The sequence below is a fragment of the Bacillus sp. JJ783 genome (assembly GCF_036963225.1).
GTDB lineage: Bacteria > Bacillota > Bacilli > Bacillales > Bacillaceae_G > Bacillus_A > Bacillus_A cereus_U.
The window spans coordinates 765-14,996 of the sequence record NZ_JBALMG010000028.1 but is presented as its reverse complement, the minus strand read 5'-3'; the positions used below and the strand labels follow the sequence as shown (position 1 = coordinate 14,996).

Genomic DNA, 14,232 nt, shown 5'->3' with positions numbered 1-14,232 from the left:
GCCTTTTTATTATAATTTTCAACATATTTCTCATGCATATTGTGACAAAAAGAGACAATTATTACAACGGTGTAACATTTTTTATAAAAACATTACACGCGTAGTGAAAATAATAGTATACTAGTACGTACATAATGTTATTTTCATCATTTTTATACAAAAAATGTAATACATATATTTATACAAATTTTTCTGGGGGGAAATAAATGAAGCTAAGCAAAATACTGATTGGTTCCGCTATTGCTGGTGGCATATTACTTTGTGTTGGTGGTATTGGTGGATATCAATATGTATCCAAATTAAATAATCAACTAAATACAACTGCACTACCAAACACTACATTTGAAGGTATTTCTCTTGATGGAAAAAATAAAGCAGATATTCAAGCCCTTGTTAATCAAAAGGTGAATGAATTAAATCAAAAATCTCTTAACTACGTATTCCAAAATGATAAACAAAATTACACATGGAAAGATTTAGGAGTAGATTATAAAGAGAAGGATATTGTCGACAATATCTTTAAAGAGCAAGAAGGGAACGTAATGAATCGTTACAACATGCGTAAGCAAGCTGAAAACGGTGAAGTAAAACGTGACTATAAATTAACACCAAAATTAAATACAACAACTTATGAAACCTTTATAAAGGATAAATATAATGAAACATTAAAAAATCCTGTCAACGCCGAATTAAGTGTTGAAGGCTCTACAGTGAATATTAGCCAAAGTCAAAATGGGGAAAAAATTGATAAAGGACAATTAACCGCTTTAACGAATCAGGCTATTACTTCTGGCACATCCGATGTGGTATTACCAGTTACACCAATAAAACCTGAACGTTCTACAGAAGATATACAACAAATGGGGATTAAAGAAGTGATTGCTGAATACTCTACCCCAATGGCTGGCCGTAATGGAAATCAGTCCTATAACGTAAATAAATCAGCTAATACTTTAAGTGGAGTTATTGTAGCACCTGATGAAACGTTTAGTTTTAATGGTCGTGTTGGCGTAACTGATGCTGCAAATGGCTATAAATCCGCAGCAGTATATTCACAAGGTAAAGTTATACAAAGTGCAGGCGGAGGTGTTTGCCAAGTAAGTAGTACTTTATATAGCGCAGCTTTAAGGGCAGATTTAGGAATTGTTTCTCGAAGCAATCATTCTATGCCCGTAAATTATTTACCACTTGGGCAAGATGCAGCAGTGGCAGATTATGGTCCGGATTTAAAATTTAAAAACAATACAGGTAAGCATATTTACATTCAAGCATTTTCAAATGGAGGTAGTATTACTACTCGCATTTTCGGTACAAATACTGGTAAAAATGTTGAAGTTTCTTCTCAAGTAATTAGTAATACTGGTGATAAAATAACAGCGGTTACGTATAAAAAAGTAACACAAAACGGTGAAGTAATATCAAATGGACAAATTTCAAAAAGCGTATATAAAAGTGCCCCAAAACAATGAGATAATATCAAACGGACAAATTTCAAAAAGCGTATGCAAAAAGGCGTGATCTACTCACGCCTTTTTCTTTTGCAATAATAGTAAAAAAGTTTCGAGATGGTCTTTCGTTTCTTCTAAAGACCACATACGATTCCCTTGCTTCGCAGCTAATACGCACGCTTCTTCCCACGCGTTCTTTTTCTTCATATTTACTAATTCATCGCGTAATTTCAAAACAATTTCTTCATCTTCTTGCTCTATAAACTCTTCCATCACGCTTACTATTTCATCCTCATGAATACTTAACGTACAGTATGATTTTAAAAAGTATTGTAATGTTGGATACATATATACTCCCCCCTTTATTTATCTGATGGATAAGAAGTAATAATCTTAAATCCTAGATCTCCTGATTTATCTCTCGCTAAAACAGTAACAGTCTTTACTAGTTTGTCTTTTACATTCATATTTTTCTTTATTACTGTTTTTCCAACTGGGAATGAATGAGTTGTATTCAATACAAGGCGAGCCTCTTTAGAGTTTTTTAACCAATCCTGAATTTCTTTATCATGTTGTTTTAAACTATCTTTCACAGCCTTTGTCGCTGTTTCCTTATCATAGTATGTACTTGCCGCTGAAACTTTATCTGTACTCAAACGTTTTTTCAGCTCTTCTTCTGTCTTTCCAACATGCCTTTCAATCGTATGACCATTTTTAGGTGGCCCTTCCATTTCATCTAAAATATTATCACTAATTTTTTCTACTGATGTAGAATGATCCTCTTTTGGTTTTTCTGTTTTTTGTTCTTTTCCTGCACATCCACTTAAAATCAGCATTAGTGCCAATAAACTACTCAAGAAAAGACTACTTAGTCGTTTCATCGTATCACCTCTTCCATGATTATTATCGTAACTCCACTAAAAGTCAATTTCACAAAGAAAAAATGTATACAGTTTTAAAATCCCTCATTCATTTCACTATATTTTCCAAACCCCTTTCATCAAATCACTGTTTTTCGCCCTCCTTAAAATATACCCCCATGTTTTTCTGATTATTTCCCAGATAAAAACACCAATCAAAACACTCCATAAACCCTTTTAAATATAGGGTTTATGGAGTGTTTTTTAAACAGAATAAATATACCCCTATTTTTATATACCCAATACCTATATAAGGTATATAAACCCCTTTCCATCAACTGTTTTCTACATTATGTAAATTTGCACTTGCCTATACAATGGAAATATGGTGTAATGCAAAAAAAGATAAAGGATTTTATAAAATGGCTGAAACAATTCAAAACTTCTTAACAGACTATTATTCAATCGCAATTCCACTTAGTATCTTAATCAACATCATCATCAGTCTTTTAGGTTTTATCCCTAGTATTTTTTTGACCGCCATTAATATACAGCTCTTCGGTGTAACAAATGGCACAATCATTTCGATCTCAAGTGAGGCATTAGGGGCTATTATCTCGTTTTATATTTATCGCATAGGCCTTCAAAAGTTCACTCACGATAAAGTAAATAAGTATCCAAAGGTAGAACGTCTTCTTTACGTAGAAGGCAGAGAGGCATTTCTACTCGTCCTATCTTTTCGTTTTATTCCTTTCATTCCGTCCAGTATCGTTACTTTATTTGCAGCTCTCGGCAAAATGTCATTACTCTCTTTCAGTATTGCCAGTACAATAGGGAAAGTACCAGCCTTATTGATTGAAGTATATTCTGCATATCATGTCATTAACGGAACAAATGAAGCGAAGTGGATTGTAACAATCGCGGGTTGCGTTGGATTGTTTTATTTGTGGAAAAAATGGAGAAAAAAATAAAGAAGGAGCCTATGCTCCTTCTTTATTTTTTGAAGTATATTCTATTAATACCTATCTCATATGAATAGAAATATCTTAGTTTACACCAACAGCACTAAATGATTGCTTAACTGCCGCTACTTCTGCAGAGCTAGCACCATATAAATCAGCTGCTGCTTGCACTAAGCCAGCACGCGCTTGGCTAAATGTAGTAGATTGCGTGAAATACTGTGTATTTGCACGGTAGTAAATTGCACCTAATTTATCTTTGCCGATACCATTTACAGTTACACCAGAATGCGTACCGCCATTTGCTAATAAATAAGCTTGTTTGTTAATAATTCCACTGTTTGTATGAACTCCACCGTTATCACTTGAACCAGTGTAACGCTTAGAATAATGGTCTGGGTCACCATACTTTGCAGGATCACTCATAGAACGAAGTGCATCTCCCGCTTTACCAGGTGTATAAATATCTTCACCAATCTCCCAATCTGGGTTACGGTTATCATAATACTCTACTAACGTGCCAAAAATATCAGAAACTGCTTCATTTAACGCTCCTGATTCATTTTGATAAATTAAATCTGAACTGTTTTCCGTAACAGCATGTGTTAATTCATGGCCAATTACATCAATGCCACCAGATAACGAAGTAAATGTTACACCATCACCATCTCCGTAGACCATTTGTGAGCCGTTCCAGAATGCATTATTATACTTACTTCCGTAATGAACTGTTGATTTTAATGGCGCTCCCGCATCATTAATAGAGTTTCTGTTAAATGTAGCTTTATAGTAATCATATGTTTTACCTGCATAGTAATGAGCATCTACTGCCGCTGCATCATACGCTGCATTGAAAACATTATCTGCATCTGCCCATAATGTTCCTGGTAATGTTGAGCGGTTTTTCGCATCATATGTGAAAATTGTTGCTCCGCGCGTATTATCTTGCAAGTAGTAAGATGATCCAGATAACGTTGTATTAAGCGATTTCGTATCTCCTAATACACCTTTACCAGTTCCCACTTTATTCGTTCCTGTTACAGGCTTTACAACCGCTTTCGCATCCTGTTTCGGAGCATCTTGTTTAACTGGTGACTTATCATCATTCGTTACATGATCAAGTTTATTATATTTATTTAACACTTTACCGCTTTCCGCTTCAATGAAATAGTAATAGTTTCCTGGATTTGGCTCTAAGAAGTTTAAATTCACAACATATGCATATGTTGTTTCTTCACCGTTTTGATATACATATAAGTCCGCTTTTGGATCCACCTCATATTTAGGTGTTACCCCTAAATCTTGTTGCGCGATTTCAATTGCTTTTGCGCCTTCAATCTTATTTTTGTTTTTCAACTTTTCCTTCTTATCTAAATCAGGCGCAACTGTTCCAGACAGTACTTTTAAAGAACCATCTTTACTTACGTGGGCTACTTGAGTAGACCCCCACACAGGTACTCCCTCGTAAACTTGTTGCATACGTACTACTGTTGAATCAGTGACAGAGTCTTTTTTCACTTGTTTCACTTTGAAAGAATCTTGCGCACTCTTTTCTCCTAACTTATAATCACCTTTTGCCGCGTTTAAGTAATCAAACACAACTGATTCCGCTTTCTTGCCAGTCGCTCCAGTTAGATCACCAGAAATAAACTCAGGTGACTGTACTGTCTCATTGTACTTCTTCGTAGAGAGCACATTTTTAGAATCCGCAAACGCAGAGCCTGTCCCTCCAAACGTTGTAACTGCCATTCCTGTCGCTAACACTAATGCTAAACTCTTCCTTTTCATATAACCTTCCCCCTAATAAAAAATTTTTGAAAAAGAGTAATTTCATATTAGCATTATGTTTCCACTATTAATATACTAAAAATTCAAATAACTTTTTTCTCAAGTTTTGTAGAATTTTAGGGAACAAATAATGAGAAACCCCTTTCCGTTTGGAAAGGGGTTTTTTGGTTACGAATTAATTTGTTGAACTGTTTTAGCCTCTTGACCCAGAGTATCTGGCTTCCAAGCATACTGAATATCCAGTACTACTGCTGCAATCGCCATAACTACAAACGTTCCTGCAAGTAACTTTTTCATACTATCCCTCCTCTTTATTCTTCTAATAAGTTTATCGCTAACTTATAATAGCGATTACTTTCTTTAAAATCTGAGCACTCTTCTAAGTATTCAGCTAGTTCTAAGTATACTTTCTTTAAATCTTTTATATTTTCCTCTGTTTTAAAGAAAGGAACTACTTCTGTTTCTAGAAATTTTTTATAGACGTCTCTTTCTTCAAAATGCTTATATCTTAAACTTAATAATAAATATAGCATCCCTTTGTATCGATCATCTTTCCTTGCAGCAAGGATACCTTTTTCAATCCATTCAGCCGCTTCCTCAAGCTCTCCTAATTGAATACACTGTAACGAAAGTTCATACATAGCATCAATATAATTCATATCTTCTTCTTTTTTATATTTTAAGCATTCTATATAATATTCTTTTGCTTTGGTATAATTTTTTTGGCAATAGTATAGATAACCAATATTATTTAAAGCAATAGACAGAATATTATCTTTATCAGCAAAAGAAGTTGCTTCCCTTATGATATGATTATAAATTTCCATAGCTTCATTATATTGTTTTTTTCTAGTATAACTAAACGCAATTAAAAACTTACAATTAATTATATTCCTAAATTTATATTCACTTTTAAAACCTTCTAAGGCCACATTAGCAAAGTATAGTGTCATATGGTCTATTTCCATCTGACTATATGTCAATGCTAAATTATAATATATTCCTGTTTCATAATAGCCTAACTCTTTCGCCATCGCTTCTGTCTTTAACAAATATTCCAATGCCTGAGTGTATTTATACTGTACAGAATATAATAATGCCTTACTGTACGTATACAACATCTTCTGAAAAGGTGAGTATTTCTTGTACACTTTCTTCAATCTGTCCAATTCTTCTTCAATAGCAGGTAAATCCCTTTTCATAATTAAATAACGTGTATAAAGCAGTTTATAATAATTTATAATTTCAAAATCTACAACATGTTTCATTTCACCTTGTAACTCTTCATATATGCGTTCCACCTGTTGCTTGTCCAAATGAACTAGTGCATTCAACCACTCGTCCAACTTCACCTTCACATCTTCTTCTACATCTCTCAAATCCGTCACAGCAATTTCTAGTCTTGTGCAGAGCAATTGTAGAATTTCTTCTGATGCTTCAATCTTTCCATTTTCGATCTTACTTAAGTATGAGACAGAACAAATGCCCTGACATAATTCTTCTTGTGTCATTTTTTGCTGTAGCCGTTTATAAAAGACTTGTTTGCCTATTTTTTCTAATGTTTGTTGCATTGTCCTCCTCCATTCTCATTACCCCCATTACTCTAATAATACATAAAATCTAAAGAAATATAAATTGATAAATGTAAATTTTCTAAAAAATATGCATTATTTCATTTTTTTCTCCCTTGACTTCAATCCCCTATTACTTCTTTGCTACGAAAGGGGAAAAATTGGTATACTATAACCAAATTACGGAGGTGTTTTCGCAATGAATCATTATAAAGACGATAGTTACGCCTTACATACAGATTTATATCAAATCAACATGGCTTATACATATTGGAAAGATGGTATTCATACTCGCCGTTCTGTTTTTGATCTATACTTTCGAAAGCTTCCGTTTGAAAACGGCTATGCTGTTTTTGCTGGGCTTGAAAAAATTGTAGAGTACATAGAAAATTTCAGCTTTACCGAAAGTGATCTCGCTTATTTAGCCGAGCTGCAATTTGAAGAAGACTTCCTTCATTATTTACAAAATATGAAGTTCACTGGAATAATTCGTAGTATGCAAGAAGGCGAAGTTGTTTTTAATAATGAGCCTTTATTACGTGTCGATGCACCACTTGGCGAGGCACAAATAATTGAAACCGCCCTCTTAAATATTGTAAATTACCAAACATTAATTGCTACAAAAGCTGCACGTATGAAGCACGCTGCAAATAATGATGAACTTTTAGAGTTTGGTACAAGACGTGCTCATGAGTTTGATGCTGCCCTTTGGGGAACACGAGCTGCTTTCATTGGCGGTTTCTCTTCTACAAGTAACGTTCGGGCAGGGAAACGCTTTGGCATCCCTGTAGCCGGCACACATGCCCACTCTTTCGTTCAAGCATATCGTGATGAATATGTTGCGTTTAAAAAATATGCTGAAACACATAAAAAATGCGTATTTCTCGTCGATACATACGACACTTTGAAATCTGGTGTTCCAAATGCGATTCGTGTCGCAAAAGAATTCGGGGATCGTATCAATTTTTATGGCATTCGCTTGGATAGTGGTGATATGGCATATTTATCAAAGGAAGCAAGAAAACAACTTGATGAAGCTGGATTTACAAACACAAAAATTATCGCTTCTAGCGACTTAGATGAATATACGATTATGCATTTGAAATCTCAAGGGGCAAAGATTGATGTATGGGGTGTTGGCACAAAGCTGATTACAGCCTTTGAGCAACCAGCATTAGGGGCTGTTTACAAACTAGTCGCTATTGAAGATACTGACGGAAAATTAAATGATACAATTAAAATTTCATCTAACCCTGAAAAAATTACCACTCCAGGACTTAAACGAATTTATCGTATTATTAACCGTGTTAACGATCATGCAGAAGGCGATTATATTGCATTAGAGTCAGAAGAACCTGGAAAAGAAGAACGTTTAAAAATGTTCCATCCTGTTCACACATATATAAGTAAATTCGTAACAAACTTTGAAGCACGCGAACTGCATCAAGATATTTTCGTTAACGGTAAAAGAACGTATGAATTACCCAATATATTAGATATCCAAAAATATAACGAACGCAGCCTCTCACTATTTTGGGAAGAGTATATGCGAACTTTAAACCCTGAAGAGTACCCTGTCGATTTAAGCCAAGAATGTTGGGATCATAAAATGAATTATATTCAAACTGTTCGAGACAAGGTTGCGAAAAATATACAAAAATAAACAGAGAAGTTTCTCCTTCTCTGTTTTTTTCAATATTACGTTACCAACAGTCATCCTCAATAACACAGTAAAATAATAAAAATAAGAGAGGGCGTAATCGCGCCCTCTCTTATTTTTATAAATCTTTCACTCTCAGTACACGCATTGCATTTAAAACTGCAAGTAGCGTCACACCAACATCTGAGAAGACTGCTTCCCACATTGTTGCAATACCAAAGGCGCCGAGTAATAACACTAACCCTTTTACCCCTAATGCAAATATAATATTTTGCCATACGATGCTACGTGTACGTTTTGCAATTTTTACTGCTGTCACAATTTTTGAAGGCTCATCAGTCATAATAACGATGTCAGCAGCTTCAATTGCTGCATCTGACCCTAAACCGCCCATCGCAATACCAACGTCTGCTCGTGCTAATACTGGTGTATCATTAATACCATCACCAACAAATGCAATCTTTTCTTTACCGCGTTTTGCTGCATCAATTTTTTCGATTTCTTCTACTTTTTGGTGTGGTAATAATTCGGCATGAACTTCATCTAAACCTAATTCTTTACCAACAGCTGCACCAACTGATTTTACATCACCAGTTAACATGACTGTCTTCTTAATACCTAGTTCTTTTAACTTTTGAATTGCTTGTTTTGAATCCTCTTTTACCTCATCAGAGATAACGATGTAACCCGCATATTTACCATCTACAGCAACATGAACGAGTGTACCTACTGTATTTGGTTGCTTAAATGTAATGTTTTCTTTGCTCATTAATTTAGCATTACCTGCGAAAATTTCTTTTCCTTGTGCTTTTACAACCGTACCATGACCAGAAATTTCACTATAGTCTTCAATAGCATTTTCATCGATTGATTTTCCATATGCATTTCGAATAGATTGTGCAATCGGATGATTTGAATATACTTCTGCAAATGCTGCATATTCTAATAGCTCTTCAGCTGTAATACCTTCACTAGGCTCCATCTTCGTAACTTTAAAGACACCTTTTGTTAATGTTCCGGTTTTATCAAAAACGATATATTTCACATCATTCAATGCTTCTAAATAGTTACTTCCTTTTACTAAAATACCACTTTTAGATGCCCCACCAATACCGCCAAAGAATCCAAGAGGAATCGATACAACGAGCGCACATGGACAAGAGATTACTAAGAACACTAACGCTCTATAAATCCAATCGGAGAATGTAGCACCCTCTAAAATAAGTGGTGGAATAAATGCCATTATTGCTGCTGTTATAACTACAACAGGAGTGTAATAACGTGCAAACTTCGTAATAAAGTTTTCTGTTGGTGCTTTTTTGCTACTTGCATTTTGTACTAAGTCTAAAATTTTCGATACAGTCGATTCACCGAACTCTTTTGTAACTTCAACAATTAATACACCATTTTGGTTTACAAAACCACTTAATACGTCATTACCAACTTCTACTTCTCGCGGTACAGACTCACCTGTTAGCGCTGAAGTATCCATCATTGATGTTCCCTCAATTACTTTCCCGTCTAACGGTACTTTTTCACCTGGTTTTACGATAATATACTCACCAATTTGCACATCTTCTGGTGATACTTGTTTCGTTTCGTTTCCAACTTTCACATTCGCATAGTCAGGACGAATATCCATTAATGACGTAATTGATTTTCGAGAACGATTTACTGCAATACTTTGGAACAATTCCCCTACTTGATAAAATAGCATAACTGCTACAGCTTCTGGATATTGTTGAATCGCGAAAGCTCCTAAAGTTGCAATCGCCATTAAAAAGTTTTCATCGAATACTTGGCCGCGAGTTATGTTTCTTACCGCTCTCCAAACGATATCTCCACCTATTAATAAATACGCAAGGACGAATAATGGAATTGTTATCATTTGCGGTAATCCAGCTAATGCAGCAATTCCTGTCAAAATTCCACCGACTACTAATCGTCCTATCATCTTTTTCACATTTCCATCACCATGATCATGACCGTGGTCGTGTCCTTTTTCCTCTTCCCGAACAACTTTTACATCTGGCTCTAACTTTTGAACAACATTTTTTATATTTTGCACAGTCGATTCAATTTCTCTTTTATTCGTAACTTCTACTCGTAGTTTCTTTGATACGAAATCAACAGTCGCTTCTGAAACTGTTGGCATTTCCTTTACCTTATTTTCAATCTTCATTGCACAATTTGCACAATCTAAGCCTTCTAATACAAATACTTCTTTTATTGATTTTGTTTTTTGTTCTTCTTGCACTTTAATATGCGGCTCTAATTTTGTAACAAGTTGCTTCGCTTCCGTAACAACTTGATTTTCTTTATTTTGCGGTGTTTCTAAAAGCATCGTTTTTGTTGCGAAGTTTACGGAACAAGACGTTACTCCTTCTATATTCCCCACACCTTTTTCAATTTTCATTGCACAATTTGCACAATCTAAACCTTCTAGCATAAGTTTCTTTTTCACTAATGCTTCTGCCATCGTTCTCCCTCCTCGCGTTTTTATTCTTCCTCGTTTACGTGTTCAAACGCTTGCTCGAAGATATGAATTACGTGTTGATCAGCTAATGAATAATAAACTACCTTTCCTTCTTTACGGTTCTTTACAAGCTTTGCTTGCTTTAATACACGAAGCTGATGTGAGATTGAAGATTGCGTCATTCCTAATAAATAAGCTAAATCACAAACACACATTTCAGCTTCAAATAATGCATGTAATATTCTCGTACGTGTACGGTCACCTAATACTTTAAATAATTCTGCTACTTTACTTAAACTTTCATCAGTCGGAATTGTTTGTTTTACTTGATCCACGATTTCCTCGTGGATTACCGTTTGAGAACATGCTTCCTGTTGCGTTTCTATTTTATTTCCAGCCATTATAGCTCACCTCTTTAATTGAACATATGAACAACCATTCATATATCTTATACTCTTATTATATGAGCGTCTGTTCATATGTGTCAATAAAATCCGTAAGATTTTTTTGACAATTTCGTTCACATTTCAAAATAAACACCTAAATATTCTCCGCATCTATCATGCTCTTCATACAAAAAGGATGCACGAAAGCTATCGCACATCCTTTTCTTATTTATTAACTTTTACTGCATCCACAATTAACGAAGCGAATCCTAATTTACCATCCTGATTTCTATAATCAAAACGTTTCGATCGATAAATAAAACCTCCTTGCTCATTCCAATCATTATACTGAAATTCTCCATTTTCATCGCAATACTCTAGCAACTTTACTTGAAAACCCGCTACTTCAAACATAGATACAATCGTTTTATAGTTATGTACAATTTTATGACTTGCAGCCGGATGATCTAATGGACCTGGCCCTCCTACTTGCACACCTTGCTGATATTCTTCATTTGGAAAAAATGCATCTGGTACCGCACAACGAATGTAACCATCATCTTGTAAAAATTCATAGCATATTTTAGCTGCTTCTATACCTTCTTCATACGATAAATGCTCCCATACGTGTTCAGCCAAAATTACTGATAAAGAATTAGGCTGAAATTTATTAAGCCACGTTTCTCTTTTTAATAAATTTAATTCTTCTTCATTCGTATGTAACCAACCTGGGTTATTATTATATCCCTCTGCTCCAACGACAACTTTCGCCTCCATCTTTCCACCCCTTCTTATATTCCGACATAAAAATTCGACAACATAACATTGGTCTCCTTTATTTCCCCAAAAGAAAAAGCCTTGCGCGCTCCCTAGACGCACAAGGCTTACTAACTTTATATCCCTTTAATTAGCTTTTTCTAAACTATCTTGCGAACTTCCATCGTCTTTTAAATGACTATGTTTTTTCGAATAAACAAAGTATACAACCACTCCGATTGCTAACCAAACACCGAAGTATATCCATGTTTTTAACGGTAGATTTACCATTAAGAATAGACAGCTTGCAACTGAAATAATCGGTAAGATCGGTACAAGTGGTACCATAAATCCACGTTGTAATTTCGGATGCGTTTTACGAAGAATGATGACAGTTACACCAACCATCGCAAATGTTAATAACGCTCCAATATTCGCTAAATTCGACAATTCTTTTAAATCGATAAATCCGGCAATTAAAGCACTACCAATTCCTGTTAACCAAACTGAAAATGTTGGTGCTTCTGTCTTCTTGTTAATTTTCGCAAAAGATTTTGGCAATAAACCGTCACGGCTCATAGCGAAGAATACACGTGTCGTAGCGTAGATGTATGCGAAAATTACAGCCATAATACCAATTACAGCTCCAATAGCGATTACACCAGCCACTTTATCTTGTCCTACAACTTCTAATACATAGGCCATCGCTTCAGGTACATCTAATTCCTTATAAGAAACCATACCTGTCATAACGAGACAAACTACAACATAAATGATTGTACAAATGACTAATGAAGCAATAATACCAATCGGCAAATCACGTTGTGGATTTTTCACTTCTTCAGCAGAAGTTGCTAATGCATCAAATCCTAAGAAAGCGAAGAATACTGCTGCTCCTCCGGCGAAGACTCCACTTAAGCCGTACGGTGCAAATGGTATCCAGTTTTCTGGTTTCACGTAGAATACACCAACTGCAATGAATAAAACAACAATACCAATTTTAATTAATACCATTATGTTATTCACACGCTTACTTTCTTTTGTACCACGTGATAATAACCAAGTTATCACCAACGTAACGATAACTGCGGGTAAGTTCACCATACCACCTTGCGCTGGAATCGTTAACAATGCTTTAGGAATTTCAATTCCCAATCCGCTCACTAAATTATTGAAATAACCTGTCCATCCGCCAGCTACTGCGGCAGTTGTTACGACATATACGGATAGCAATGTCCATCCCATTAAATGGGCAACAAACTCACCAATTGTTGCATATGAATATGTGTACACACTACCTGAAACAGGAAGTGCAGATGCAACCTCTGCATAACATAAAGCTGCAAATCCACAAACAATTGCTGCAATCATGAATGAAAAAATAACTGCTGGACCAGCATCTCTTGCTGCTACTAATCCCGTTAATACTAGAACTCCTGTACCAATTATCGCACCAATCCCTAGCATTGTTAGGTCAAATGCCCCTAGCGTTTTCGTCAAAGTTTTACTTTTACTTTCCCCTAACAATTGCGTAACGGATTTCTTTTTAAATAGGTTGGCCACGATGAATGCCCCCTTTTACCAAGAAGAGCTAAGAGGTATTATCTCTTAGCTCTTATCATGTTGTTTTATATATTGTTCGATTTTGTTTTGTATAATGCTTCTATTAGCAAGATACTGTTTCTGCTTCTAATAATTCTTTTGCACCTTTGTACTCTACACCGTGAGCTTCTGCAACTGCTTCGAATGTTACATAGCCTTCTAATGTATTAATACCTTTTAATAATGCAGTGTTGCCTAGGCAAGCTTCTTTGTAGCCTTTGTTAGCAATTTGTACTGCATATGGTACTGTTACGTTTGTTAATGCAAGAGTTGATGTACGTGGAACCGCACCTGGCATGTTTGCAACTGCATAATGCACAACGCCGTGTTTTTCATAAGTTGGGTTATCATGAGTTGTAATACGGTCAGTTGTTTCGAAAATACCACCTTGGTCAATCGCGATATCTACAACAACAGAACCTTGTTCCATTGATTTAATCATTTCTTCTGTTACAAGTTTTGGCGCTTTTGCACCTGGGATTAATACTGCACCGATTACAAGATCAGATTCTTTTACAGCTTCTGCAATATTGTAAGGATTAGACATTAAAGTTTTTACTTGGTTTCCGAAAATGTCATCTAATTGACGAAGACGTTCTGCACTTAAGTCGATGATTGTTACATCCGCACCTAGTCCAACTGCAATTTTAGCAGCATTTGTACCAGCTTGTCCACCACCGATAATTGTTACTTTACCACGTTTAACTCCTGGAACACCTGCAAGTA

Annotated in this window: 13 protein-coding genes; 3 read left to right on the top strand and 10 right to left on the bottom strand. The window is 35.4% G+C overall.

The window, feature by feature from the left end:
- Positions 1-206 precede the first annotated feature (206 nt).
- The gene (locus tag V7038_RS06260) at positions 207-1,469 is read left to right on the top strand and encodes a VanW family protein (protein WP_335469541.1); all 1,263 of its coding nucleotides are present in this window, start codon (positions 207-209) and stop codon (positions 1,467-1,469) included.
- A gap of 54 nt (positions 1,470-1,523) precedes the next feature.
- On the opposite strand, the gene V7038_RS06255 is transcribed toward V7038_RS06260, so the two are convergent.
- Both V7038_RS06255 and V7038_RS06250 read right to left on the bottom strand, forming a co-directional pair.
- Positions 1,524-1,796, bottom strand: coding sequence for a hypothetical protein (locus V7038_RS06255; RefSeq protein ID WP_002113995.1), 273 nt, complete (start codon positions 1,794-1,796; stop codon positions 1,524-1,526).
- A gap of 14 nt (positions 1,797-1,810) precedes the next feature.
- Entirely contained in the window at positions 1,811-2,329 is a 519-nt protein-coding gene (locus V7038_RS06250; RefSeq protein ID WP_002113988.1) for an RNase A-like domain-containing lipoprotein, read from the bottom strand.
- A gap of 401 nt (positions 2,330-2,730) precedes the next feature.
- Between V7038_RS06250 and V7038_RS06245 the strand changes: the two genes are divergently transcribed.
- Complete coding sequence (locus V7038_RS06245; RefSeq protein ID WP_335469536.1) at positions 2,731-3,279, top strand: TVP38/TMEM64 family protein; 549 nt, start codon at positions 2,731-2,733, stop codon at positions 3,277-3,279.
- 75 nt (positions 3,280-3,354) lie between these two features.
- Here the strand turns inward: V7038_RS06245 and V7038_RS06240 are convergent, their stop codons facing one another.
- The 3 genes from V7038_RS06240 to V7038_RS06230 form a co-directional block, all read right to left on the bottom strand.
- Positions 3,355-5,055 (bottom strand): M4 family metallopeptidase, encoded by a 1,701-nt coding sequence (locus V7038_RS06240; protein WP_070127898.1) that lies wholly within the window; start codon positions 5,053-5,055, stop codon positions 3,355-3,357.
- A 168-nt stretch (positions 5,056-5,223) separates the two neighbouring features.
- Positions 5,224-5,352 carry an NprX family peptide pheromone gene (locus V7038_RS06235; protein WP_199661436.1) on the bottom strand — a complete coding sequence of 43 codons (129 nt, stop codon included), beginning with the start codon at positions 5,350-5,352 and terminating at the stop codon, positions 5,224-5,226.
- A gap of 14 nt (positions 5,353-5,366) precedes the next feature.
- A complete protein-coding gene (locus V7038_RS06230; RefSeq protein WP_199661435.1) occupies positions 5,367-6,626 on the bottom strand; it encodes a tetratricopeptide repeat protein in 1,260 nt (419 codons plus the stop codon).
- A 199-nt stretch (positions 6,627-6,825) separates the two neighbouring features.
- On the opposite strand from V7038_RS06230, the gene V7038_RS06225 reads away from it, so the two are divergent.
- On the top strand, positions 6,826-8,289 hold the full coding sequence (locus tag V7038_RS06225) for a nicotinate phosphoribosyltransferase (protein WP_335469533.1): 1,464 nt from the start codon (positions 6,826-6,828) through the stop codon (positions 8,287-8,289).
- A gap of 115 nt (positions 8,290-8,404) precedes the next feature.
- Here V7038_RS06225 and V7038_RS06220 read toward each other — a convergent pair whose 3' ends face one another.
- From V7038_RS06220 to V7038_RS06200, 5 genes are all read right to left on the bottom strand, one after another.
- Positions 8,405-10,765, bottom strand: coding sequence for a heavy metal translocating P-type ATPase (locus tag V7038_RS06220; protein ID WP_335469531.1), 2,361 nt, complete (start codon positions 10,763-10,765; stop codon positions 8,405-8,407).
- A 20-nt stretch (positions 10,766-10,785) separates the two neighbouring features.
- Positions 10,786-11,163, bottom strand: a complete 378-nt coding sequence (locus V7038_RS06215; protein WP_002113975.1) for an ArsR/SmtB family transcription factor — start codon at positions 11,161-11,163, stop codon at positions 10,786-10,788.
- A gap of 210 nt (positions 11,164-11,373) precedes the next feature.
- Complete coding sequence (locus V7038_RS06210; RefSeq protein WP_199661433.1) at positions 11,374-11,925, bottom strand: class I SAM-dependent methyltransferase; 552 nt, start codon at positions 11,923-11,925, stop codon at positions 11,374-11,376.
- 126 nt (positions 11,926-12,051) lie between these two features.
- The gene (locus V7038_RS06205) at positions 12,052-13,467 is read right to left on the bottom strand and encodes an amino acid permease (RefSeq protein WP_002113970.1); all 1,416 of its coding nucleotides are present in this window, start codon (positions 13,465-13,467) and stop codon (positions 12,052-12,054) included.
- Positions 13,468-13,570: 103 nt separating this feature from the next.
- Positions 13,571-14,232 (bottom strand): alanine dehydrogenase (locus V7038_RS06200; protein WP_335469528.1); only part of this gene is annotated, 662 nt, incomplete at its 5' end.